Annotated in this window: 23 protein-coding genes; 5 read left to right on the top strand and 18 right to left on the bottom strand. The window is 64.9% G+C overall.

The window, feature by feature from the left end:
• The 7 genes from KJ554_08200 to KJ554_08170 form a co-directional block, all read right to left on the bottom strand.
• A partial coding sequence (locus KJ554_08200; GenBank protein ID MBU0742310.1) for a hypothetical protein occupies positions 1–235 on the bottom strand: 235 nt, incomplete at its 3' end.
• Positions 232–990 carry a DUF3450 domain-containing protein gene (locus KJ554_08195; protein ID MBU0742309.1) on the bottom strand — a complete coding sequence of 253 codons (759 nt, stop codon included), beginning with the start codon at positions 988–990 and terminating at the stop codon, positions 232–234. The genes KJ554_08200 and KJ554_08195, both read right to left, overlap by 4 nt.
• Positions 991–1,018: 28 nt before the next feature.
• Complete coding sequence (locus KJ554_08190; protein ID MBU0742308.1) at positions 1,019–1,525, bottom strand: metal-dependent transcriptional regulator; 507 nt, start codon at positions 1,523–1,525, stop codon at positions 1,019–1,021.
• An 87-nt stretch (positions 1,526–1,612) separates the two neighbouring features.
• Positions 1,613–2,269 (bottom strand): hypothetical protein, encoded by a 657-nt coding sequence (locus tag KJ554_08185; GenBank protein ID MBU0742307.1) that lies wholly within the window; start codon positions 2,267–2,269, stop codon positions 1,613–1,615.
• A gap of 5 nt (positions 2,270–2,274) precedes the next feature.
• A complete protein-coding gene (gene pepF, locus KJ554_08180) occupies positions 2,275–4,098 on the bottom strand; it encodes an oligoendopeptidase F (protein ID MBU0742306.1) in 1,824 nt (607 codons plus the stop codon).
• A complete protein-coding gene (locus tag KJ554_08175; GenBank protein MBU0742305.1) occupies positions 4,099–4,722 on the bottom strand; it encodes a nitroreductase family protein in 624 nt (207 codons plus the stop codon).
• 85 nt (positions 4,723–4,807) lie between these two features.
• Positions 4,808–5,779 carry a GGDEF domain-containing protein gene (locus KJ554_08170; GenBank protein ID MBU0742304.1) on the bottom strand — a complete coding sequence of 324 codons (972 nt, stop codon included), beginning with the start codon at positions 5,777–5,779 and terminating at the stop codon, positions 4,808–4,810.
• A 122-nt stretch (positions 5,780–5,901) separates the two neighbouring features.
• Between KJ554_08170 and KJ554_08165 the strand changes: the two genes are divergently transcribed.
• The gene (locus KJ554_08165; protein ID MBU0742303.1) at positions 5,902–6,687 is read left to right on the top strand and encodes a TerB family tellurite resistance protein; all 786 of its coding nucleotides are present in this window, start codon (positions 5,902–5,904) and stop codon (positions 6,685–6,687) included.
• Positions 6,687–7,505 carry a bifunctional DNA-formamidopyrimidine glycosylase/DNA-(apurinic or apyrimidinic site) lyase gene (mutM, locus tag KJ554_08160; protein ID MBU0742302.1) on the top strand — a complete coding sequence of 273 codons (819 nt, stop codon included), beginning with the start codon at positions 6,687–6,689 and terminating at the stop codon, positions 7,503–7,505. Before KJ554_08165 ends, mutM begins: the two co-directional genes overlap by 1 nt.
• Position 7,506: 1 nt before the next feature.
• Here the strand turns inward: mutM and KJ554_08155 are convergent, their stop codons facing one another.
• The gene (locus KJ554_08155) at positions 7,507–8,019 is read right to left on the bottom strand and encodes a hypothetical protein (GenBank protein MBU0742301.1); all 513 of its coding nucleotides are present in this window, start codon (positions 8,017–8,019) and stop codon (positions 7,507–7,509) included.
• A gap of 126 nt (positions 8,020–8,145) precedes the next feature.
• On the opposite strand from KJ554_08155, the gene KJ554_08150 reads away from it, so the two are divergent.
• Positions 8,146–10,044, top strand: coding sequence for a DUF362 domain-containing protein (locus KJ554_08150; protein ID MBU0742300.1), 1,899 nt, complete (start codon positions 8,146–8,148; stop codon positions 10,042–10,044).
• Positions 10,045–10,049: 5 nt separating this feature from the next.
• On the opposite strand, the gene KJ554_08145 is transcribed toward KJ554_08150, so the two are convergent.
• The 4 genes from KJ554_08145 to KJ554_08130 all read right to left on the bottom strand — a co-directional run bounded on the left by KJ554_08145 (position 10,050) and on the right by KJ554_08130 (position 14,133).
• Entirely contained in the window at positions 10,050–10,946 is an 897-nt protein-coding gene (locus KJ554_08145; protein ID MBU0742299.1) for an EamA family transporter, read from the bottom strand.
• Positions 10,943–11,401 (bottom strand): GAF domain-containing protein, encoded by a 459-nt coding sequence (locus KJ554_08140; protein ID MBU0742298.1) that lies wholly within the window; start codon positions 11,399–11,401, stop codon positions 10,943–10,945. The genes KJ554_08145 and KJ554_08140 overlap by 4 nt, the downstream gene beginning before the upstream one ends.
• Positions 11,402–11,547: 146 nt before the next feature.
• On the bottom strand, positions 11,548–13,272 hold the full coding sequence (locus KJ554_08135) for a DUF885 domain-containing protein (GenBank protein ID MBU0742297.1): 1,725 nt from the start codon (positions 13,270–13,272) through the stop codon (positions 11,548–11,550).
• 99 nt (positions 13,273–13,371) lie between these two features.
• On the bottom strand, positions 13,372–14,133 hold the full coding sequence (locus tag KJ554_08130) for a sugar transferase (protein MBU0742296.1): 762 nt from the start codon (positions 14,131–14,133) through the stop codon (positions 13,372–13,374).
• 311 nt (positions 14,134–14,444) lie between these two features.
• Between KJ554_08130 and KJ554_08125 the strand changes: the two genes are divergently transcribed.
• Both KJ554_08125 and KJ554_08120 read left to right on the top strand, forming a co-directional pair.
• Positions 14,445–15,608 carry a DegT/DnrJ/EryC1/StrS aminotransferase family protein gene (locus tag KJ554_08125; protein MBU0742295.1) on the top strand — a complete coding sequence of 388 codons (1,164 nt, stop codon included), beginning with the start codon at positions 14,445–14,447 and terminating at the stop codon, positions 15,606–15,608.
• A gap of 6 nt (positions 15,609–15,614) precedes the next feature.
• A complete protein-coding gene (locus KJ554_08120) occupies positions 15,615–16,742 on the top strand; it encodes a glycosyltransferase family 4 protein (protein MBU0742294.1) in 1,128 nt (375 codons plus the stop codon).
• Between the two features lie 3 nt (positions 16,743–16,745).
• Here KJ554_08120 and KJ554_08115 read toward each other — a convergent pair whose 3' ends face one another.
• The 6 genes from KJ554_08115 to KJ554_08090 are packed head-to-tail and all read right to left on the bottom strand — an operon-like array spanning position 16,746 to position 23,361.
• Positions 16,746–17,912 (bottom strand): DegT/DnrJ/EryC1/StrS family aminotransferase, encoded by a 1,167-nt coding sequence (locus KJ554_08115; GenBank protein MBU0742293.1) that lies wholly within the window; start codon positions 17,910–17,912, stop codon positions 16,746–16,748.
• Complete coding sequence (locus tag KJ554_08110; protein ID MBU0742292.1) at positions 17,909–18,589, bottom strand: GNAT family N-acetyltransferase; 681 nt, start codon at positions 18,587–18,589, stop codon at positions 17,909–17,911. Before KJ554_08110 ends, KJ554_08115 begins: the two co-directional genes overlap by 4 nt.
• 33 nt (positions 18,590–18,622) lie before the next feature.
• On the bottom strand, positions 18,623–19,687 hold the full coding sequence (locus KJ554_08105) for a glycosyltransferase family 4 protein (GenBank protein MBU0742291.1): 1,065 nt from the start codon (positions 19,685–19,687) through the stop codon (positions 18,623–18,625).
• Positions 19,684–20,655 (bottom strand): glycosyltransferase family 2 protein, encoded by a 972-nt coding sequence (locus KJ554_08100; GenBank protein MBU0742290.1) that lies wholly within the window; start codon positions 20,653–20,655, stop codon positions 19,684–19,686. The genes KJ554_08105 and KJ554_08100 overlap by 4 nt, the downstream gene beginning before the upstream one ends.
• Positions 20,648–21,862, bottom strand: a complete 1,215-nt coding sequence (locus tag KJ554_08095; GenBank protein ID MBU0742289.1) for an oligosaccharide repeat unit polymerase — start codon at positions 21,860–21,862, stop codon at positions 20,648–20,650. The genes KJ554_08100 and KJ554_08095 overlap by 8 nt, the downstream gene beginning before the upstream one ends.
• Complete coding sequence (locus KJ554_08090; GenBank protein MBU0742288.1) at positions 21,856–23,361, bottom strand: flippase; 1,506 nt, start codon at positions 23,359–23,361, stop codon at positions 21,856–21,858. The genes KJ554_08095 and KJ554_08090 overlap by 7 nt, the downstream gene beginning before the upstream one ends.
• Positions 23,362–23,368: the final 7 nt, after the last annotated feature.

Raw genomic sequence — 23,368 nt, 5'->3', positions numbered from 1 at the left:
GCGCCAGCGCGTCGAGGCCGGCCTGGAGGTCGTCTCGGCGGGCCTCGAGGCCGGCGACTGCGGCGGTCAGGGAGTCGCGGTCGGCAAGGATGCGGTGCTCCGCCTCGGCAGCCTCCGCGAAGGCCTGCTCGCGGTCGGCCCGCGCCTTGCGCACCGCCTCGCGGATGTCCTGGGCCGCGGCGGCGGACGAGAGGACGGCCAGCAGGAGGCAGATCGGCAGGAGGTTGCGCTTCATGGCGCGATCCTCCCCAGCGGCAACGACACCGGCTCGACCGGGCGCATGCGCGACGCCATCTCCAGGGCCAGCCCGATGCTGCGGCGATACCGTCGCGGCAGCTCCGTCCAGGTCCCGGCGGCGGGATCGTGCCAGCCGGCGCGCTTCGCGTCGGGCGTGCGCCAGAAGAGGGCCAGGCGGCCGAGGCGCAGCACGTCGACGAAGAGCTCCTCCCCGCCGGCCGCGATGCGGTCCTGGTAGACCTCCACGGTGGCGCCGTAGCCGGTCTCCACCTGCAGGGCCTCGAGCAGGCGGCGCAGCTTCTCGCCGGGCGACGCCTCGGGACGCGACAGTTCGCGGCGCAAGGCGGCGAGGCGGGCCTCGCGTTCGCCCGGCAGGAAGGGCGCGTCGGCCGCGACCCAGGACTCCAGGCGGCCGCAGATCACGTCCAGGGTGTCCTGCAGGGAGGCTTCCAGCCGGGTCGATTCCGCCAGTCGGCGGCGCAGCTCGTCGGCGCGCGCCTGCCTGGCCGTCACCCGTTCGGTCTCGGCGGCGGTGCGCTGCTCCAGGTAAACGAGTTCCGACTGCAGGCCGCGGTAGCGGTCCAGCAGGTGCGACCTTTCCCGGGCCCACGCGTCGTTCGACGCCTGCGTGTCCTGGCGCAGCTCGACGGTGCCGGCGACGGTATCCTTCGCCTCACGGCCCGGGTCCTGGGCCGCCAGCGGCAGCGCCGTCGCGAACACGAGCAGCCCGACCGCCGTCCCTGCAATTCTCATTGCCACCTCCCGCGCGGGCGCGCGCGGCTCAGTCCTCTGTCTTCGGGGATCCCGGCTGGTTGATCTCGTCGCAGACTTCGCAGGGGCCGCCAGCGTGATTACGGCAGAAGAAACCGAAGCCTTCCACCCAATCCGCGCTGCCGCGGGGACAGCGGTTGGCGTAGTCGATGAACTGCACGAGCCGGTCGACGATGGTGCGGGGCATGGCGTGTTCCATCTTGCAGGCCGCTGTCTCGGCCGTCTCGACGTCCACCAGCAGGATCCGCACGAAGAAGTCGCGCAGCGCCTCGTGCCGGCGGATCACGTCGTGGGCCTGCTCCTCGCCGGCGTCGGTCAACGTGACGACGCCGTAGCGCTCGTAGTTGATCAGGCCCTTCTGCGACAGGGCGCGCAGGGCCTGCGTCACCGACGAGCTGTTCACGCCGAGGCGGGACACGAGGTCGCGCGAGCGGGCGACCCGGTTCTCGGCGATGACGTGGTGTATGGCCTCGAGATAGTCTTCCTGGCTGGCCGTGAGCGTGATTTTCCCGACCATGTGGCCCCCCTGGCATCCCCCGGAACAAGAAAAGTTAGTCTGCGCCCATGATAGCGCGGGGGGACGGGGTGTCAAACGGATGCGGGATTAATCCACGAACTCCACGGACCGGAAGAACCGCAGGATCTCCGGATCCGCGAACATGTAATCGCCGCGTTCCCAGGCGGCCACCAGCAGGGTGCGGCCCAGGCTCAGATAGGCCTCGATCCAGAAGATCAGGCCCGTGGCCTCCTCGCGGCAGTAGGCCACCGCGCCCTCCATGCCGAGACGCATGATGGGACCCTGCTTCACGATGGTCAGCTTGCGGCTGCCGATGATGGCCGCCATGCGGGACGTCACCCGTTCGGCCGTGGCGGCGGCGCCGTCCGCTTCGTTGAACCAGGCCCAGACGGTGTAGCCGCAGTCCGGGTCGCCGTCGACCACGCCCGTGGCGCTCACCATGTCGTATTGGCCGGGGGCGGACGCGTTCTCCTGGAGCCGGGTGCGCACACCCACGCAGTTGGCCGGCCAGCGGACGCGGAAGCGACCCTGGGGATGGGTGAAGGCCTCGGGATCGGCGAATTCCGTCCTGGGGCCCCCGGCCGTGGCGGAGATCGGCGCCCACGCGTCGTCCGCGTCCGTCGCGGCGGCGGTCCGGGCGTCTCCGGCCGGCGGCGCGCCCTCTTCGGCGTCCTCGCCGCAGCCCGCCACGACGAGGAGCACGGACATCAGCAAAACGAATTTCGCCACGGGTGCGTTCGTCATCCGCATCACTCCCCGGACAGCAGGCTCTCCACCTGGTCCAGCAAATCCGTGAAAAGGGCGAAGACGCCCGCGACAGGCTCCGGCGTGGTCATGTCGACGCCGGCCCGCCGCAACGTATCCACCGGGTAGCGGCTGCTGCCCGACCTCATGAATCCGAGGTAATCATCGCGCTCGGCCGCGCCGCCCGCAAGAACCCGACGCGACAGCGCCACCGAGGCGGCGAAGGCCGTGGCGTACTGGTAGACGTAGTAGTTGTAGTAGAAGTGCGGTATGCGGCACCAGGTGCGGGCGCTGAGCGCGTCGCCGAGATCCAGCTCGGGTCCCCAGTAGCGGGCCAGGATCTCCAGGTACATGCCGTCGAGACGGTCGGCCGTCAGGGTCCCGCCGCGCTCGACGACGAGATGCACGGCGTGCTCGAACTCGGCGAACATGGTCTGGCGGAAGACCGTGCCGTTGAGCTGGTCGAGATAGGCGTCCAGCAGGAACAGGCGCCTGTCCCTGTCCCCGGTCACGCGCAGCAGGTGGTCCATCAGCAGCAGCTCGTTGAAGGTCGACGCCACCTCGGCGGTGAAGATGGGATAGTCGCCGTAGACGTAGGGCTGGTGCGCGACGGCGTGCCAGCTGTGCAGGGAGTGGCCCATCTCGTGGGCCAGGGTGAAGGTGTCACGCAGCTGGCCGCTCCAGTTGAGCAGGACGAACGGCGGGGTGTCGTAGGCGCCGGTGGAGTAGGCGCCGCCCCGCTTGCCCGCGCTCTCGTGCACGTCGATCCGGCGTTCGGCGATGCCGCGCCGCACGGTCTCCACGTAGCCGTCGCCGAGGGGCGCCAGCGCCGCCAGGAGCAGATCGCAGGATTCCTCGTAGGTGAAGGTGAACTCGCCGTCCGCGAACAGCGGCGCGTAGAGATCGAACTCGCGCAGCAGATCGACGCCGAGCGCGCGCTTCTTGAGCGCGGTGTAGCGGTGGATGGCGGGGAGGTTGTCGTTGACCGCCTCCACCAGGTTGTGGAAGACGTCGACGGGGACCGCGTTGTCGTGCAGCGCGGCCTCCAGGGTGCCGGGATGGTTGCGGGCGCGCGCGTAGAAGACGTGGGTGTTGATGTTGGCGTCCAGGTTCGCGGCCAGGGTGTTGGCCACCCGGCCGTACGTCTCGTGCAGGGCGACGAAGGCCTCCTCGCGCACGCGCCGGTCGCGCGAGCGCACGAACCGATTGTACCGGGCCTTGGTCAACTCGACCTCGTCGCCCTGCTCGTCGCGAACGGCGGGGAAGACGAGATCCGCGTTGTCGAGGGCGTTGAATACGTTCCCGGCGCCGCGCGCCATGGCGCCGGCGGCGGCCAGCAGCTCCTCCCGCGCCGCGTCCAGGGTGTGCGGGCGGCTGCGGCGGATGTCGTCCAGGAAGTGGGCGTAGAGCCGCAGGCCTTCCTCCTCCGCCAGGAAACGCGCGAGAACGGCGTCGTCGATCGCCAGCAGCTCCGGTTCGAACCAGCTCGCGGCCTCGGCGACCTTGACGCCCAGCAGGCCGGCGCGACCCCGGCGCTCGGTGTTGACGCCGAGGCGCGTGTCCTCGTCGCTTTTCATGGCGGCGAAGACGCGCACCAGCTCCAGGCGGCGGTTCGTGTCCAGCAGGGTCTCGATGGCGTGCAGCATGGCGGCGGCGGATTCGCCCAGGGATCCGCGCAGTCCGGACAGGCCGTCCAGCGCGCCGGCCACGGCGGCGTAGTCGTTCTCCCAGGCGTCCCAGTCGGCGTAGACGCCGCTCAGGTCCCACTTGAGATGGTCCGGGACGTCCCGGCGTTCGCGCGGGGCGGTCTCAGCGGTCGTGTTCTTCATTCAGGCGCCGGTTCCTTCGCCGGGAAAACGGTTGTGCACGACGGCTTCGGCGAGCGGTATGCGGCCGGGGCGGGGCCGCGGCCCCTCGACGCCGCGGCCCACGGCGACGGCCATCACGATCTCGTGGTCCGGGGGCAGGCCGACGATCTTCGCCACCCGGGCGAAATCGAAGCCGATCATGGGGCAGGAGTCGTAGCCCAGGGCCCGGGCGGCCAGCATGATCGTCTGGGCGGCGATGCCGCCGGAGCGGAGCGCCTCGTCGTGCCGGGCGGCCGCGTCGTTCCCGTAGTAACCGGTGATCGCGGACACGACCCTCCCGCGGACGGCCGCCGGAGCGTTGCGCCAGTAGCGCTCGGGGCTGCGGGCGTGCGCCATGAGATCGCCGCAGATGACGATCAGCAGCGAGCAGTCGGAGAACTGGGGCTGGTTCCAGCCGGCGTCGCGAATGGCGTCCTTCGAGTCCTGGTCGGTGACCAGCACGAAGCGCCAGTTCTGGATGTTGAAGGATGTCGGCGACATGATCGCGTATTCCATGAGCGTGCGGATGTCCGTCTCGGACATCGCAAGGTTCCGTTCGAACCTCTTCACCGCGCGGCGTGTCTCGATCGCTGACATGACGTCCATATCGCCTCCTCGCTGTACGTGCCAGGATATACGGAAGCGGCCCGCGGTGCCAGGGGCAACGCGGGCCCGGGCGAGGGGGTACGATTCAGCAGACCGGCTGGAGGGAGTGCGCGATCACGCAGTTGCGCCCGCTGTTCTTGGCCCGGTAGAGGGCCTGGTCGGCCGACGCCAGCAGCGCCTCGGCGTCCATGTCGTCCGCGCAGGCCGTGACGCCGACGCTCACGGTGCGCGACTCGCGTCCCTCGGGGTTGCCGCTGCGCGGCGGCACGTTGAACACGAGGGTCGCGAAACGCTCTCGGATCCGCTCGGCCACCTTGTACGCGTCGTCGCCGCTGGTGCCGGGCAGCAGGACCACGAACTCCTCGCCGCCGAAGCGGAAGGCCTGGTCGGTGTCGCGGATCGCCGCCCGCAGCAGGCGCCCGAAACGCGCCAGCATGCGGTCGCCCTGCAGGTGCCCGTAGAGATCGTTGTAGCTCTTGAACAGGTCGATGTCGAGCATGAGCAGGGAGAGGTTCAGCCGGTGGTCGCGGCAGCGCTTCACCTCCATGCCCAGACACTCGTCCAGGTAGCCCCGGTTGTATAGACCGGTGAGCGGGTCGGTGTGCATCTGCTCGCGCATGAGATGGTTCTCGAGGTCCATGCTCTCGAGCGAGAGCGCCAGGTCGCGCGTGAAGTTCATGGCGTTGCGTACCGTCTCGTCCTTGCGGTGCAGCAGGAAGACCATGTTGTTGAAGGCCTCGCCCAGCTCCTCGACCACCGACGGGCAGGCGCCGCGGTAGACAGGGCATTCCTTGCAGTCGTGCGGAAAGCAGAGAACGTCCGGATGGGCCTGGCGGCGGTATTCGCCCACCGACTGCCAGCAACGCTCGTATTTGCCGGTCGAGCCCGGACAGTGCAGGGGCGTACCGTCGGCGAACGCTTTGCTGCGCTCCAGATAGGGGTTGTCGAAATAGGTCTCCTCGCCCGAGATTAGCTTGTCGAACAGCGGGATGATCTCGTTGCGGATGCGTTCGACGAGAACCTCTTTGGCAAGACCTTGTTTGTCCTCATGCGTCATGATCCGGGCCGCCCGTACTCTTGGGTGAAACGAAGACGACAAGGGTCCGTGGACGGGACCCCGTTCCGGGCTTATCATCGACCGGATAGGCGGCGGCTTTACCGACTATGAGGAGATGACGAATGGGTTTGCTGGGAGCTCTGTTCGGCGGCACGGTGGGCTTCATGCTCGGCGGTCCCCTCGGGATGATCATCGGCGGCGCCATCGGCTCCCAGGCCGGCGGCAACGTCCTCGACCCCGGCGCGGGAACCCGCGGCGCCCGCCGCGGCGCGCGCCTCGGCGGCACCGGGGTCTTCCAGGACACCCAGACGGCCTTCGTGGTGACGCTCATCAGCCTGGCGGCCAAGGTCGCCAAGGCCGACGGCCGTGTGACGCAGGCGGAGGTGCAGGCCTTCGACGCCTTCCTGCGCGACAACCTGCGCATGTCCGCCACCGACCGCCGCATGGCCGCCCGGATCTTCAACGAGGCCCGCGACAGCGCCATCCCCGCCGCGAAGCTGGCGCGTCAGGCCCGCGGCATCCTCGGTCCCTTCCCCGACCGCCTGCGCGACCTGGTGACCCTGCTGCTGCAGATCGCCCACGCCGACGGGCAGCTGCATCCCGCCGAGGAGAAGCTCATCCGCGAGATCGCCCGCGACCTGGGCCTGACCGACCGCGACTACCAGGAATGCCGCGCCCTCTTCGGCCCCGCCGGGCCCGCGGTGGGCTCGTCCTACGAGATACTCGGTGTCCCGCCGGGCGCCAGCGAGGCGGAGATCAAGAAGGCCTACCGCAAGATCGCGCGCGAGTACCATCCCGACGTGCTGCAGAGCAAGGGGCTGCCGGAGGACTTCATGCAGTTCGCCAAGGAGAAGCTGCAGAAGGTCAACGAGGCCTACGACGTCATCAAGAAGGATCGCGGTTTCTGATGCCCGAACTGCCCGAGGTCGAAAGCATCGCCGTCGCCCTGCGCGCAGCGCTGGCCGGGCGCCGGCTGACCGGGCTGCGCGTGGAGTTCGCGGGCATCTTCGAGCCGAGCGCTCGCGCCTTCCGCCGCGCCGTCCTCGGCCGGCGTCTCGACAGCGTCCATCGCCACGGCAAGTACCTGATCCTGACCTTCGACGCCGACGGCCCCTCGCCCGCCCACGCCATGCTGCACCTGCGCATGACCGGACAGGTCTTCGTCGATCCCCGGTACATTCCCGACGAGCACGTCCACGCCGTCTTCGACTTCGACGGCCGGCCCGTCTTCTACCGCGACGTGCGCAAGTTCGGGCGCTGGACCCTGGTGGACGACGGCGAGCGTCCGTCGGCCATCGCCCACGTCGGGCCGGACATGCTGAAGGTGCGTTTCGCGGAGTGGTCCGCGAAGGTCTGCGGCCGCAAGGCGCCCTGGAAGGCCGTGCTCCTGGATCAGACGGTGGCGGCGGGGCTGGGCAACATCTACGTGGACGAGGCGCTGTTCCGCGCCGGCGTGCACCCGCTGGCGGTTCCGGCGGACACGGGCGATGAAACGCCGCGACGGATCTTCGACGCCGCCAAGGGCGTGTTGCGGTTGTCCATCAAGCACGGCGGCACGACGTTCCTGGACTTTCGCGACTTCCACGGCAAGCCCGGCAACTTCCGGCGCAAGCTGCGCGTCTTCGGGCGGCGGGGCGAAGCGTGCCGGCGTTGCGGCGGGATCATCGAGAAGATCGTGGTGGCGGGACGGGGGACGCATTTCTGTCCCGGGTGCCAGGCGCGCTGAATCAGACCCGTCCCGTTCCCCTCGCACGCCGGACCACTCCGCCACCCACCAGGACGATCCCGAGCACAGCGAACTGGCAGGTCCAGGGCGTGGCGACCAGGTCGCCGTCCAGCAGCGCCGCCTCGATCAGGACGAACTTGGCGGCGTAGTAGACGGCCTTGGCGGCGAGGACCGAGACGGCGGCGGCGAGGACGAAGCGGTGCGACCGGCGGACGAGAGCGCAGAACACCAGCGCGTTGAGCGCCAGCTCGCCCTGGATCAGCACGACCTTGGGAAAGACCGGGTGTCCGCTGGTCAACGTGGACAGCAGCGGCAGACACAGGGCCATCGCCAGCGCGTTGCGGCGGTTCGAGCAGAGGATCGCCGCGAAGAGCAGCAGGCGCATGGGCTCGAACCTGTAGAGCGGGAGAGCCGCGGCGTGGGACAGGGCGGGGACGGCGACGACGGCGACGCAGAGCAGCGCGTCCAGCAGGACGGTCTTCAGCGCGGGTCTGTCGAGGACGAGCGTGGACATGGGCGACCCTCCATGCGTCTCGGGACCTTGCGACCCTACCATGTCTCGGGGTCGCCGGCTTGTGATTCATGAGTCGTCGTGCGACAATCGCGCGGCACACGCCCCCGGACGAAAGTGGCGACCCGCATGACCCGACCGGACGACAGGGAAGGCGACCGCGGCGGCTTCGGCGCGCGCGTCCTGCTGCCGCTGACGGGCTTTCTCGCCCTGGCCTGGTTCCTGATCCGCGTCATCCCCAAGCCCTCGCGCGCGGCCTATCCCTGCCAGCGCGCGGCCTTTCCCCTGGCCAGCGCCTTCGTGCTCTGGGTGGCGGGGACCCTCGCCTCCTGGAAGCTGCTGCAGCGCGGCGGGACCCTGCTGTCCGGCAAGCGGTGGGCGGCGGCGGCCGCCTGCCTGTCCCTCGCCCTGCTCGTCGGCGCGGCCGCGTGGCTGTCGCAGCCGAGCACGCTGTCGTTGGCCGCTCCGCACCCGGTCAACGATCCGCTCGGCGAGGCCGAGGGGATCCATCCCGGCCGCGTCGTCTGGTGCCACGATCCCGACGCCACCGACTGGGAGGGCCCCGGCCACGGCTACTGGTGGTCGCCCGAACACACCGACCAGGTGGTCGTCGAGCGCATGCTGTCGGCGACCATCAAGGAACTGACCGGCGAGGCGGACGAGGCCGCGGCCTGGGACGCCCTGATCCGTCACTACAACCTCGAGCACGGACGCGGCGACACGGGCTACGCGCCCGGCGAGAAGATCACGATCAAGGTCAACCTCGTGGGCTGCCACTACCTGCCGGGCTGGGGCGGCACCGACCCCGAGACCTACGACCTGACCTCATACCTCGACTACATGAACACCTCGCCGCAGGTGATGCTGGCGCTGCTGCGCCGGCTGGTCTGCGTGGTCGGCGCCGCGCCGTCGGACATCACCATCGGCGACCCGCTGGCCCTGTTCCCGAACCAGTACCACGCCATGCTCGCCGGCGAGTTCCCGGGCGTGAACTACCTGGACCACCAGGGCGGTGTGCCCGGACACACGCGGGTCGCCGCGCAGAATTCGTCCGTCCCGCTGTTCTGGAGCAGCCATCCCTCCGGGTACCAGCAGGACTACATCCCGGCGTCGTACGCCCAGGCGACGTACTTCATCAACCTGGCCAACTTCAAGAGCCACTCTCTCGGCGGCGTCACCCTCTGCGCCAAGAACCACTACGGCTCGCTGATCCGCTACCCGGTCGAGGACGGCTACTTCGGACTGCACGAGAGCCTGGCCTACCAGGCGCCCGACCCGGCCGCCTACCGCGCGCTCGTCGATCTGATGGGACATGCGCACCTGGGCGGCAAGACCGTGCTGTACCTGGTCGATGGGCTCTACTCGGGCTGTCACCCCTACGATCTCGCGCCGCGGCGCTGGGCCGCCGACCCCTTCGGCGACGACTGGACCTCGAGCCTCTTCGCCGCGCAGGATCCCGTCGCCATCGAGTCGGTCTGCCTGGACCTCATGCAGCTCGAGGGCGACCCGCGCCTGTATCCCCGGATGGCGGGCGTCGACGACTACCTGCACGAGGCGGCCCTGGCCCACGATCCGCCCTCGGGCACCTTCTACGACCCGGATCACGCCGGCGACGTGCAGCGCCTGGCGAGCCTGGGCGTGCACGAGCACTGGAACGATCCGGTCGGCATGCAGTACAGCCGCAACCTGGGCACCGGCGACGGCATCGATCTGGTACGGCTGACGTCCCTGACCGATGTGCCGGACCCGCGCGCCCATCTCGTCGCCTCCTGCCGCCCGAATCCCTTCAACCCGCGCACGACGATCCGTTTCGTGTTGCCGACGGCCGGGCGCGTCGAGCTGCGGGTCCACGACGCATCCGGCGCCCGCATCGCCTCGCTGCTGGGCGGTCACCTGGACGCAGGCGGGCACGAGGCGTCGTGGGACGGCCGCGACGACGACGGCCGCGAGATGCCTTCGGGCGTCTACTACTATCGGCTCCGGCAGGGAGTGGCCCGGGGTTCGGGCAAGATGACCCTGATCAGGTGAGACGATCAGCGGTTGTTGAACACGCCCGCGATGCCCGCCAGCACCAGCGCCGCACCCGCCAGGGTCCAGCCCGAGACCGGCTCCGCGATGACCAGCCAGCCCAGGAACACCGCGATCACCGGGTTGGCGTAGGCGTAGGTCATGGCCACCTTCATGGGCAGCATGCGCAGGGTCGCCACGAAGGCGGTGAACGCGACCACCGATCCGAACGCCGTCAGGTAGGCCCACGCCAGCCACGCATCGCCACTGGGCGCCGTCCAGGGCTCGCCGATCAGCAGGATCACCAGCACGAAGCCCAGACCGCCCAGCAGATGCTGCCAGGCGGATACGGCCTGGATGGAGAGATCCGGCCGGCGTCGCGCCACCCAGATCGAACCGACGGCCCAGGTGAGCGGGGCGATCAGCAACGCCGTCAGCGCCCACAGGTCGGCGGCGTCTCCGGTCCGGACGACGGGCCACGACAGCACACCCACGCCCACGAAACCGATCAGCAGCGAACCGGTCATCCTGAGCGACGGCAAGCGCCGGTCGATGACCGCCTCGAACAGCGCCGCCCAGATGGGCATCACCGCCACGACCAGGGCGGCCAGCCCGGAGTCTGTGCGCTGCTCCGCCCAGGTCACCAGACCGTTGCCGCCCACCCACATGAGCAGGCCGGACCCGGCGAGGACGATCAGTTCGCGGCGCGCCGGCCGCAGGCGGTGGCGCCGCCAGGCCGCCCAGAGGAACAGGACGAGGGACGCCGCGGCCACGCGCAGCAGGGCCAGGTGGAACGGCGGGAAACCGCCTTCCGGGCGCACCGCGATGCGAATGGCCAGGTAGGTGCTGCCCCACACCACGTAGACGGTGGCGAGGTTGAAAAGCCCGATGCGGTCGAGTGTCGCTGGCCGGCTCAAGGTCAGACCTGATCGGTCAGCAGCAGGCAGACCTCTTCGAGGAACATGCGGTCGTCGGAACCGAAGCGGGCGAGCCGGAAGGAATTGATGTCCAGCTCGGCCTCCACCTGGCCCGACCGGTAGATGGGCAGGACCATCTCGCTGCGGGTGTTCGGATGCCCTGTCACGTAGTTGAGCTCCTCGGTGACATCGTCCACGACGATCGAAATCCCGTGCTCTGCGACCTGGCCGCAGATGCCCTGCCCGACGACCAGGCTGCCGGGATCGATTCCCTCGCCCGCCTGCGGGCCGAGCAGGAGCTGGCGGCGGTGGTCGGGCTCGAGCAGGAAGAAGGCGACGCAGTCGAAGCCCTCGACGTTGTCGTGCAGCAGTGACGCGACGCCCTGCATCTTGTCCTCGGCGCGGTTCTCCCGGCCCAGGATGCCCCTGACCTCTTCGAGCAATTCGGCGTAGCGGTTCATCGATCACTCCCTTGGCGGAGGATGTACAGGGACCTGCCTCCGCTCATGCGTTTCACGAAATCGCGGAGGCAGGTCCCTGTACATCCCCCGCAACGTCGATCTCGTCGACGAGGTCCATAAACCCTGGCCGCCGGCTGACGGGGTACTTATAGCCCCATCAGCTGCTGCACGTATTTCGGCGCGGGCGACCCGTAAGAGAGCAATTCGTCGTGGAACGCCTTCAGGTCGAACGCATCGCCCCTCTTCTCCTCGGCCAGCCTGCGCAGGCGGTTGATCTCCAGGTTGCCCACGTAGTAGGTGGACAGCTGCGTGGAGCTCATCTGGGCGCGGCGCCACTTGCCGGCGGCCTCGCCCTCCTCCTGGAAGCCCGTGCCCATCATCAGGTCCATGGCCTCCCGCTCGGTAAGGTCGCCGCAGTGGATGTCCTGGTCGATGATCGCGTTGATGAGCAGGCGCAGGCGCATCTTTAGCTGCTGCAGGCGCAGCGCGGGACCGCCGAAGCCGAACTCGGCCATCAGCTGTTCGGCGTAGGTGGCCCAGCCCTCTACGAAGACGCCGCTGCTGAACAGCGAGCGCACCTTGGTCGGCGCCGCGTAGGCGTTGGCGCGGGCGAGCTGCAGGTAATGCCCGGGCATGGCCTCGTGCACGGTCAGGTCCAGGAGCATGTGGTCGTTGTACTCGCGGAAGTAGGATTCCTTGCGCTCGTCGCTCCAGTCGGCGGGCGGCGGCGCGATGGAGTAGAAGGTCTTCTCGTGCTCGGCCAGGGGCCCCGGCGCGTCACAGTAGGCGATGGCGAAGCCGCGCTGGTACTCGGGCATGACGATGATCTCGACCGGATCGTCCGGCACCGTCACCAGGCCGCGCTCTCCCACGAAATACGTGATGGCGACCAGGTCCGCGCGGGCCTGCGCGACGATGTTGTCGGCGGTCGGGTGGTCGTCGGCCAGGCGGTCCAGCACCTCGCCGACTATTTCGGCGGGGGGCAGCTCAGCGACGCCCGCGCGTTCGGGATAGAACTCGCGGTACAGGGGCAGCGCCAGCCCGTACATGGTGTCGCGGGTCTCGTCCAGATCGCGCCGGGCCGACTCGCGGATCTCGTCCAGGGTCAGATCCGACGCCAGGGTCAGGCGCAGCTTCTTCTCGAACAGCTCGCGACCCAGGCGGAACTCGCCGTCGGAACGCGGCAGCAGGTCCTCCTCGAGCCAGCGCCCGTACGCCTCGAGGGCGGCGATGGCGCGGGCGCGCGGGCCGACGAACTCGGCGCGCAGATCCGGCTCCCGGTCCAGGAACGGCTGCAGGTCGTCGAGGATGAGACAGATGACGCCGCGGTTCTGGACGATGGCGGTCTCGGTGAAGACGCGCGGCGTGTCGTCGAGGATCCCGCGCGCGACGGCCAGCGCCCCGGGGACGGCCTCGAGGCGGGCCTTGACCGCCAGCAGCCGCTCGCGCAGGGGCGCGAAGTCCCGTGCCACCAGCCCGTAGATCGCGCCGCCCACGTTGTGCAGCAGCGGGTTCCAGCGGTGGGCGCCGATCTTGTCGAAGGCGAAGATCGCCGCCTCCAGGTGGTTGCGCAGAATGGCGAGGTCGATGCGGTTGCCCTTGCTCAGCCCGTTCTCCTCGACGCGGGTCAGGGAGTCGAGGTAGGCGGCGGCCACATGCCGCCGGGCCTGCGCCGCGTCCTCGGACAGATCGGTCAGCTCGTGGTCGAAACGGTGGTCGCCGTACGCCGTGGCCGCCGCGGGATCCATGCGCAGCATGGTGTCGATGTAGCGGTTGGCGAGGCCCTCGAAGACCTCGTCGGCCGAGGGGCCGGCGGAGCAGCCGTACAAGAGCGCGGCGACGAGCAGCGTCAGGGGCAGGAGGATCCGCATGAGGGTTCCTTTCGGGATGACCTGGGTGAGCGGGACGGATGCATTATGCACGTCCCGGGTTCAGCCTGCCATAAATGTTCGTCGGGGAATTACCGCGGATCAGGCCACCGTCTCCATGCGCCGCATGGCCAGCGACACCACGGCGTCGACCTGGCGCTCGCGCACGTATTCGCGCTCGACGCCGGACGGCCCGAGGTTGGCGACCACCCGCGCCGGCCCGACCACGCGCGGCAGGCGGTCGGCGAAGGAATCCAGTTCGGCCATGGTCACCGTGCGGGTGATGCGCAGGATGGTGTCGATGATGGTCAGCACGTCGCGCAACATGCTCTGGCGGCGCATCTCCTCCACGTAGAGCATCATCTTGTAGGGCATGACGCGCTCCACGTAGAGGGCGCGGGGGTCCACGGCGCGGCTGAGCAGGCGCTCCTCGTTGCGGAAGAAGAGCGTGGCCGAATGCGTGATGCCCGGCTTGACCTGCAGGATGCGTTCGTAGCTCCTGGGAAACATGTCGGCGTATTCGGGCACCTCGGGCCGCGGGCCGACCAGCGACATCTCGCCGCGCAGCACGTTCAGCAGCTGCGGCAGCTCGTCGAGCTTGTACCGGCGCAGGAAACGGCCGAACGGCGTGATGCGGACGTCGCCGCCGACGGTGAGCGTGCCGCCGAGGCGGTCGGCGTCGCGCACCATGGAACGGAACTTGTAGATGCGGAAGCGACGGCCCTGCCAGCCGAGCCGTTCCTGGCGGAAGAGGGCCGGCCCGGGACTGGTCGCCTTGACCGCCGCCGCGATCAGCGCGAGGAGCGGCGCGAGCAACACGAGCCCGGGCGCTGAAACGACGATATCGATTGTGCGCTTGATCATCGGAGCCCCCCCGGGCGTGTCAGATCCTTCTGTTTCCGGTCGTGGCAAGCAAACGGCATACCATATTGGCGCCGGGTGCAGGCGACGCCGTGCGCGGGGCCTCCTGCCCCTCCGGCGTCAGGGGTCCTTCGACAGTGATCAACGCATGATAAACAGCATCAACTCGTCAGAACAAGCATTTTTACGTGATGAAGATGGCTCCCGAAATTAATGGACATGACGCCGAACGCCGGTATCGTATGATGGATGCGGACGCGGCACGGAGGCCGCCGTCGCGGCCAGAAACACCCCGGCACCGGGAAAGAACACCGATGAGAAAGACGTTCCTGCCCTTTTCCCCCCCCTTCATCGGCGAGGAAGAGATCGCCGAGGTCGTGGACAGCCTGCGCTCGGGATGGATCACCACCGGGCCGAAAACGAAGCGCTTCGAGCAGGAATTCGCGCGCTACCTGAATGCGCCGGCCGCGCTGGCGCTGAGCTCCTGCACCGCCGGACTGCACACGGCCCTCGAGGTGGCGGGCATCGGCCCCGGCGACGAGGTGATCACCACGTCCATGACCTTCACGGCGACGGTGGCGGTGATCGAGCATACCGGCGCAAGACCCGTGCTGGTCGACATCGAACCGGACACGCTGAACATCGACCCGCAGCAGGTGCGCGCGGCGGTCACCGAACGCACGCGCGCCGTCATCGCGGTACACTACGGCGGGCATCCCTGCGAAATGGACGCGCTGCGCGCGATCTGCGACGAGCACGACCTGCTGCTGGTCGAGGACGCGGCCCACGCGATCCCGGCCAAGTACAAGGGACGCTTCATCGGCTCCGGCGACAACCCGGTCTCGTTCTCGTTCTACGCGACCAAGAACCTGACCACCGCCGAGGGCGGCATGCTGACCGGCGCGCCCGGGATGATCGAGAAGGCCATCGTGACCAGCCTGCACGGCATGGACCGCGACGCCTGGAAGCGCAACGACCGCACCGGCAGCTGGCGTTACGACATCGTCACGCCCGGCTTCAAGTACAACATGACCGACATCCAGGCCGCCATCGGCCTGCGGCAGCTCGAGCGGCTCGCCGCCATGCACGCGCGGCGCCGCGAGATCGTGCGCCTGTACGACGCGGCCTTCGCGCCGATGGGCGCCTTCGACCTGCCCGTCGAGCGTGACGAGGTGGAGCACGCGTGGCACCTGTACCCGCTGCGCATCAGGCCCGGGGCGCTGAAGATCTCGCGGGACGAGATGATCGAGGAGCTGCGGGCGCGGAACATCGGGACGAGCGTGCACTTCATTCCGGTGCATACGTTCACGTACTACCGGGAGAAGTACGGGTATCGGGCGGGGGATTTTCCGGTGGCGTACGGGGAGTCGGAAAGGTTGATCAGTATGCCGTTGCATCCGGGGTTGGGGGATGGGGATGTGGGGGATGTTGTGGGGGCGGTGGGGGATATACTGGACTCGCAGAATACGGCGAGGTGAACCGGCATGGCACGAATCATGGTTCTTGCCGGTTACGCTCCGTCACTGATACTTTTTCGGCGGGAACTGCTTGAGCGATTATGTGAACTGGGACACGAAGTTCTAGCTTGCGCAGCGGACGGGGATCCTCATACGTCCAGAATCCTGCATGAAATCGGTATCCAGTTCGAACCTGTAACCCTGAATCGCACGGGCATGAATCCGTTGAACGACCTTGTGTATTTGCGTGATATTTCTCGCATCATTCGCTCGTACCGGCCTCATGTGACACTGGCATACACCATAAAGCCCGTGATATATGGCACGCTAGTCGCCACAGGAATGGGCGTGCCGGAACGATTCGCCATGATCACCGGGCTGGGTACCAGCTTTCAGGGAACGGGCTTCCGGGCTCTCATAGTAAACCGCTTGACGAGATGGCTCTATAGGGCCTCGTTGGCGAAGTGCAAAACCGTCTTCTTCCAAAACCCGGACGATCAAGCTTTATTCATCGATGCAAATTTAATCGATCAAGACAAGGCCTCGATGATTCCCGGCTCAGGTATCAATCTTGATCGCTTTTCATTTTCACCACCGCCTGGGGGTGCCCCCCGCTTCCTCATGATCTCCCGCTTGATAGCGGAAAAGGGGGTCCGGGAATTCGCGCGGGCCGCAGCTATCGTGAAGAAAATCCATCCGGATGCGAGGTTCGATCTCGTGGGGTACCTCGAAGATCATCCGTCCGCGATCCGACCCGAAGAGATAGAGCAATGGGAAAACGAGAACTCGATCACCTTCCACGGCAAAAAGACAGACGTACGACCGTTATTGCATGAATCTTCAGTATTTGTTCTGCCAACTGCCTATAGGGAGGGTATCCCTCACACGATACTTGAAGCACTGGCCACGGGTCGCGCCATTATCACGACCGATACTCCGGGATGCAGGGAAACGGTCCTGGAGGGCAGCAATGGCCATCTGATTCCGGTGGGAGATGTGGAGAGTCTCGTCGATGTCATGAACCGCTTCGCCCGCGAGCCTCGACTGGCGATCTCTATGGGCCGGCATTCTCGTGAGCTTGCGGAACAGAAATTCGATGTGCGGCGAGTCGTCGAGACGATTGTAAGCGCCATGGGCATGGACAAGGCGGATTGAATCTCACACGGTCTCCTCTTGGCGCACGATATCGTATCGATACTCATCGAAAAAACCCAGTATCCTTCGTAAATCCGCCTCGGCGACCCGCTGGTGCGTGGGCAGGTTCACGATGCCGGATGAGACGTAATCCGCCACGGGACAGAGACCCGATCGATAACCGAACATCGCCGGGTCCGACACGGAAGGATGCAGCGGCGAGTTGAACCAATCCCCCAACTCGATCCGCCGACGTCGTGCTTCGTTCAGCAATGCCGTTCGGTTCTCGACGAGAACTGGGAATCGCAGCCAAACCGGATTCGCCCCTTCGGGACCAGATTGAATCATCGCTCCGCGAGCGGAGAACCAGTTGGCATACTGTTGCGCAATGCGTCGTCGGTGAACTATGACATCGGGCAGTCCATCGAGCGCCATATCGATTTGCCTGCGGCGTTGATGTCCGAAGCGCTCCTTGTAGTTGGGTGGCATGTCTGGACTCAGGAGTTCGTCCATCGAAGACGACCCCTGCACGATCTTCAGCTTCACCAGCCGACGGTAGGTATCCCTCGCCATCCAGTAAATGCTCGGCCGAAAGAACCTGTTGTAAGTGGTCGACAGCAGGGCCAAGTACATTGACTTGACGAATGACGGCTCCTGGAACTCGTGATTGTACAGTTCGATCATGCTATCGCGAAGCCGTGGCTCATTGACCAGCGCTACGCCGCCGAGGCCCGTCGTTACGGGCTTGGACCACTGAAAGCTGGCAAAGGATGCGTCGCCGAGTGTACCCACCGGACGATGATGAACCGTCGCCCCCATGGCGTGCGCGCAATCTTCGATCAAGAGAATCCCTCGATCTCGACAAATATCAGGCAGACCGCCCAGATCCATTGGCATGCCGAACGTATGCTGAACGATCACCGCTCTTGTTCTTTCAGTAATGCGCTCTTCCGCAAGACCCGGATTCCCGTTGAGGGTGTCGAGAATTATGTCGTAATAGACAGGGCGGGCTCCGGTGTACTGGATGGCGGCGGCAACAACAACACACGTGAAGCCCGGCACGACGACTTCATCGCCCGGACCTATGCCGGCGGCTCGTAAGATGGCATAAAACGCCACACGGCCCTTGATGAAGGGGAAGGCCGACGACGACGGTCGCCATACATCGATGGACATCGTGGATTCGTTCACAGACAGTTCTCCTGCCCGTTCGGCATGGCGCCACATCCAGGACCAACTGCCTTCGTATACAGGGCCATTGTATGCTCATGATGACGGAATTGTCCGCGCAGGGAAAAGCCTACAGAATCGTAGAATGCGTTGGATCGAGGATCTTCCGCATCCGTCACGACGCGATACAGCCCGGAATGACCGCAGTCCAGAAGATACTGTTCAAGCATCTCCACAAGCGCCCTGCCAACGCCCATGCCCCGCGCTTCCGACGCAACCGCGATCGATAACAGTTCGGCCCTGACCTCGCGGCCCAACCTGATTACTTCATCCTTCTCATCTCCGTCAGCTCCGAGCTTTCGAAACGGATATGCCAGGGTTTGCGACAAGTGAACTATCGATCTCCATCTGAAAAGCGACCCCGCAAGGCGAATTCCCAGCGGAAACCAGCCATGACGCAGCACGTACCGATAGCACTGATGAAGGTCCCTGCTCCCGGAAATGAACCCCAGACACCTGTCCCCATAGCCGACGGCGACCCAGACACCGCTAAGATCCGCATCGGCGATCCCAAGGTAAAGTCTGCCAAGGAAACCGGTACCGAGAGTCGACAGGAATCCACGCGGTAATGCCATGCAATGCAATTTCGCGACGTCTTCCACATAGCGTTGCTCGAATGTCTTGATCACGAAATCCATATCGATTCACTCCCCGCGGGTTCCGGCATGGCTTTAACGGTGAGCTACTTCAAGAAGTACACGGCTCAAAACGGAAGCTGTCACGGAAAGATCGTAATACTTCTCCACCTTCCGACGGCCCTGCTCCCCGAAACCGCTTCTCAACGATTCGCTTGCATTGAGTTCTTCGATGCAGGCAATCCACTGTTCGTCGCCGGATGCTAGAAACCCGTTCACTCCATCTTCCACAATGTCGTTGTTAATCCCGATCGGCGACGCGATGATCGGCAGCCCGGCCGCCATGTACTGTATCAGTTTAAGGCCGCACTTTCCTCTTTCCCAGGGATCGTCCGGCAGCGGCATGAGACCCACATCGCAGTTCCGAATTGCCTCTGCCTCGGTATCGGGCGCCCAGTCTACATGCTTCACGGGAACCCCCTTCAGATCAAGATCCCCGCCTCCGATCAATACGAGTTCGCAGGAATGCTTCTCGGCGAATCGACGTAATGGACCGGCGATCATGGCCAGGTACTTTGACGTGACGGGAGAACCGATCCAGCACATTTTCAGAGATTCTGTCGCATAAGACTGTTTCTTCCTATATCCAGCGACATCCACGACTGTGGGGATCACCTCGACCCTGTTCGCGCCATTCGAGCGTGCGTATTCGGCGAGATAGGCGTTGCCTACGACAACCGCGGCGGAGCAGGCGATCAGTTTCGGTATCTTGCCACCGAGCATCCCCCTCACAATGGCTTGCCCGTGTCGACCATAGCGATGGTGCATGGCGTCGTCATAATCCAGGACTACCGGTACACCTCGAGGCCACGAGGCCAGTTCAAGAGGCGCCGGCAGCCAAGGGAAAAGTTCTTTTTCTGCCCAGACGAGGTCATACCCTCCGGCGTCCCCGACCTTGAGGGCACGCTTGATATACGCCGCGGCGACTTCGAACACGTTCCCGCTCGCCCCTTTATAGCGTCGACGCAGGTAACTGTCATCAAGCAAGGGAAGCACATCGCCATCTATGCCGGCCTCACGCAACTTCGGCAGGTACTGATAGGTTCGATACCTGCTGCTGGCTCCCCTGGGGCCGTAGCGCGTCAGAAACAACACCTTCACGGTCTACCGCCCGAAATGATTGTCACGATCTCCGAAACGAGCATCCTGTACGCTTTGATCGTTTCGGCCGCACGGGTGCTATCCCGACGCACGACAGTCGAGATCAGCCGGAAGACAGGTTCGACGAGAACAGTGAAGAACAGCACTGACCAGTACCCGGCCGTCGTGGCATACTTTCGAAAATAAAGAAGACGGCTGCGCAAGGAAAAGAACAAGCACTGGGCCCTGACCTGGTCGCTAGATACTCTACCGTGATGGAGCGCAGAGGCCTCGGCCAGATACCTGGTGCGCCATCCCAGCGTGTTTGCCCGAAAACAGAAATCTACCTCTTCGAAGTACATGAAGAATCGCTCATCGAAGCCGTTCAACTCATCGAAAACACCTTGCCTGACCATGAAATATGCGCCCATCACCTGATCGACATCACGACTCTCGCCATGATCCCACTCCAACAGAAACTGGGGCTTGAAGATCTGCGGCCACAAGGAGCTTAAACCCGTGGATCTGTTCAGGATGATGACCGGAGTCGGAAATCTGGAACAGCTACGGGATACGCGTCTATGTTCGTCGAGCAGCTGCACGCCCAGAATGCCCACACGTTCGTTGTCTTCGTTGCGGAAGGTGCCGAGACTCAAGTGAAGAGCATCCGATGAGAGGACCATGTCGGGATTGAGGAAGAGGGTGAAATCGGCGTCGATGCCCTCGGTGCCCAGATTACACGCCCGCGCGAAGCCGATGTTTTCATCATTTCTGATCACTCTCAGAGGAAGGTCCAACGAATCGATGCCGTCGAGAGAGCCGTCGCTGGAATCGTTATCCACAACGGTCACGGCTTCGAGGTGGTAATCCCCCCGGCTGACCTCAATCGAACGCAGGCAATTCAACAGGAATTTACCTGCCCGCCAGTTGACTATGATGATGTGCAATACGTCCTTGGCATCTCCGGACGCTTGATTCGTGCTATCCATGCGAACGGATCCTCCTGCCTCGCCCCAGCAGTAGATAGAAAACCAGGGTTGCCTGGACCCAATAGCTGACGGACACGAGGAAGTGCTCGGTGATGCCGCTGATCAACAGTTTCGCCAGAGCGAGTCCGAACAGCGCCGTTCCGATGAGCGAACCGTTCTGGGCCCACCTGTACAACAAACAGCACGTCCAACCGAGAAGAACTCCGTATACGACAACGCCCGCAAGCCCGAAATCGACATAACTTGGAAAGAACATCGTATACACGTTCGTCGGGTACGGCGTCATCACGTATTCCAGGACGAGATCCGGCACTTCGATCCCGGCACCGAACACGTTAGCGACGATGGAAAAGAACCGTAAAGAGTGAAATCCGCCTTCGAACGGTGTGGGATCCGCAACCACCTGATCAAAGGCGACGATCCCACTGATGAGATAATGCCGTACCATGTGGAGCATGGACACAAGCGAAGAGGTACCGGTGAGATGTTGCACCCCGGTCTTGCCGAGCACGAGAGCCACACCGAGAAAGAGCGCAAGAAAGCCGCCCCCCGCCAAGAGCATCAATTTGATCGGGATGCGTCTTCTGGAAACAGCGGAGACACAGGCTGCGCTGAAGAGCAGTATGCCAACTCCGGTCCGGGAAGCCGATAGGATCTGGTAGATCAATGCGACGATAAAGAGAAGAACCACGAGGCCTCTGCGCTTCTTATCGCCCCCATAAAGAGCGAAGGCGGCAACAGCTGCAAACGTCATCCAGGCGATGACATAAGAAAACGCGCCGAGTCCCGGACCATCGCCGGAACTGTTGGCGAGTCGGAAGGCCAACAACGGATTGCTGATGCCGAGAGTCGCGCTCGCGGTGAACATGCGAATCAGCAACAACGGCAACACACCGATCCCAATGACAGCCACCCCCACGAATGGACCGATATGGCCGCCGTTCCGGGGTGTCCGTGACGTGTTTTGCGCAAACCGAGCCGGCTGAACCAATCCGATGAGCGAGCCCAAGCCGAAACCGACGAGGCCGGCCACGTAGACTACCACCGTCGTGCCGGATACCGATTCGTAACCGGAAGCAGAAAACGCCAGCACCATCAAGAACACCCAGAGTGCGGAAAGCATAACAGGCGGATAAGTCAAGTTGCGCTCGATCAGCCAGTGAAACGTGCCGTTGAGGATGAGGATGATGATGGCTGCGATCAACACGATGCATCCGCCCTGTCGTTTGACTCGCGGGGCAAGAGAGCCCGAATCGCGTCCCTGGCGTCCGACCTGAGGATGAATAGATGGAGAACCAGCAGGGCGATCAGGCCCACGACCCTCCAGGCCGGAGACGGCCCCACCCACACCAGGACAACCGCCGCCAGTACGAGCCCAACGCTGTAGGCAAGATGTCGCCGGGTAAGTGTCACCACCTGCAGGTTGCGCGCGGAGACGACGTGAAGGATCAGGGCATCGGCCGCCATACGAGCAACCCATGCCACAGCCGCGCCGGATATGCCTAGCTTGGAAACCAGGAGATACATGACCAAGAGGAATACCGGTGCCTCGAGCGCGTGCACGGTAGCGGTGACCCGCGCTTTGCCGATGGCCTGAATATATGCGAACGGCACCCCGGCCAGGCCGTTGAACAGAACACCCAGGCAAAGAAGTTGCATGGGGCGGAAGCCATTGGATGCGAATTCCGGGCCAAGCCAGATATCGAGAATCTCAGTCGCGAAAAGGGCTATTGGCAGCAGTACCGGAAAGAGCAGCAAGTAGATCTGACGGATCCCTTTCCCGTAAATGAACGAGGATGCCTCCTTCTTCGAGACGTGGCCCGCGCTGAAGGCCGGAAAAAGAACTGTTACGATGGCTGAGGATATCAACAGCGCTTTCGTAGCCACTTCAAATGGAGTTGCATAATAAGCCACAGAAGTCATGGTCAATATGGCGCCAATGATGAACCGATCCGCATACACCAGCAGGGGACTGATCAGGTTGCTCACGGTGATCCATCCACCGGTGCGGAGAAGCAGAAGGCTGTACTTCTTTTCGAACCTGTTTCCCGACGAAACCGGTAAGCTGCGCCTGACGAGATAACAATAGGCGGCAAAAGCGACAACGCGGCCGATCCCGAGAGCCGCCACCGCAGGCACGAGACTGTCGGAATAGTGAACGGCGACCAGAGGAGCGATGAACGTGTTCAGGCCGATCGGGACACGCACGAAATTCACGTAATCGAACCTCTGCGCGGCCTGCAGGACTCCGCGCAACCCAAGTGACAGAATCACGAACGGAACGGATGCCGCCAGGATCAAGAGCGACGTCCCGGCCTCGTCCCGCAATTCCGAAGAAATTCGAAATACACCCCCGACGAGATGCGGCGATGATACAGCGACGATGCCCGCGCCAACGATCCCGAGGGCGAACATGGTGACCAAGCCGCTGAACACCAGCCTCGCCGTCTCGTCCCGATGCTCGCTGGCTAGGAACTCGGCGACGTGTTTCGTCATGGAGCGAGACATACCCACGTCGAGGAGATTGAAATATCCGATCACCATCCAGATGATCGTCAGCAGGCCGAATCGCTCCGTTCCTAATCCCCTCACGATTGTGGGTAGGGCGATGACACCCACAGCCATGGGCAGAGCTAATCCCAAAAGGTTGATGAGAGAGTTCCTCGCCAATCCTTGATGTCTCGTTTGGTGGGTTCGGGTGTTCATGGCGGAC

This window comes from bacterium (genome assembly GCA_018814885.1).
In the GTDB taxonomy this organism is placed as follows: Bacteria; Krumholzibacteriota; Krumholzibacteriia; order LZORAL124-64-63; family LZORAL124-64-63; genus JAHIYU01.
The sequence above is the reverse complement of the archived record's forward strand: the minus strand, read 5'-3'. Positions and strand labels throughout refer to the sequence as shown.

Bases quoted from the DNA above. Each gene is read 5' to 3' on its own strand.
- KJ554_08135 (MBU0742297.1), bottom strand. From the start codon at position 13,272: ATGCGGATCCTCCTGCCCCTGACGCTGCTCGTCGCCGCGCTCTTGTAC.
- KJ554_08170 (MBU0742304.1), bottom strand. From the start codon at position 5,779: ATGACGCATGAGGACAAACAAGGTCTTGCCAAAGAGGTTCTCGTCGAA.
- KJ554_08150 (MBU0742300.1), top strand. From the start codon at position 8,146: ATGACCCGACCGGACGACAGGGAAGGCGACCGCGGCGGCTTCGGCGCG.
- KJ554_08185 (MBU0742307.1), bottom strand. From the start codon at position 2,269: ATGACGAACGCACCCGTGGCGAAATTCGTTTTGCTGATGTCCGTGCTC.
- KJ554_08175 (MBU0742305.1), bottom strand. From the start codon at position 4,722: ATGGACGTCATGTCAGCGATCGAGACACGCCGCGCGGTGAAGAGGTTC.
- KJ554_08155 (MBU0742301.1), bottom strand. From the start codon at position 8,019: ATGTCCACGCTCGTCCTCGACAGACCCGCGCTGAAGACCGTCCTGCTG.
- KJ554_08110 (MBU0742292.1), bottom strand. From the start codon at position 18,589: ATGGATTTCGTGATCAAGACATTCGAGCAACGCTATGTGGAAGACGTC.
- pepF (MBU0742306.1), bottom strand. From the start codon at position 4,098: ATGAAGAACACGACCGCTGAGACCGCCCCGCGCGAACGCCGGGACGTC.
- mutM (MBU0742302.1), top strand. From the start codon at position 6,687: ATGCCCGAACTGCCCGAGGTCGAAAGCATCGCCGTCGCCCTGCGCGCA.
- KJ554_08100 (MBU0742290.1), bottom strand. From the start codon at position 20,655: ATGGATAGCACGAATCAAGCGTCCGGAGATGCCAAGGACGTATTGCAC.
- KJ554_08140 (MBU0742298.1), bottom strand. From the start codon at position 11,401: ATGAACCGCTACGCCGAATTGCTCGAAGAGGTCAGGGGCATCCTGGGC.
- KJ554_08130 (MBU0742296.1), bottom strand. From the start codon at position 14,133: ATGATCAAGCGCACAATCGATATCGTCGTTTCAGCGCCCGGGCTCGTG.
- KJ554_08165 (MBU0742303.1), top strand. From the start codon at position 5,902: ATGGGTTTGCTGGGAGCTCTGTTCGGCGGCACGGTGGGCTTCATGCTC.
- KJ554_08190 (MBU0742308.1), bottom strand. From the start codon at position 1,525: ATGGTCGGGAAAATCACGCTCACGGCCAGCCAGGAAGACTATCTCGAG.
- KJ554_08120 (MBU0742294.1), top strand. From the start codon at position 15,615: ATGGCACGAATCATGGTTCTTGCCGGTTACGCTCCGTCACTGATACTT.
- KJ554_08125 (MBU0742295.1), top strand. From the start codon at position 14,445: ATGAGAAAGACGTTCCTGCCCTTTTCCCCCCCCTTCATCGGCGAGGAA.
- KJ554_08090 (MBU0742288.1), bottom strand. From the start codon at position 23,361: ATGAACACCCGAACCCACCAAACGAGACATCAAGGATTGGCGAGGAAC.
- KJ554_08195 (MBU0742309.1), bottom strand. From the start codon at position 990: ATGAGAATTGCAGGGACGGCGGTCGGGCTGCTCGTGTTCGCGACGGCG.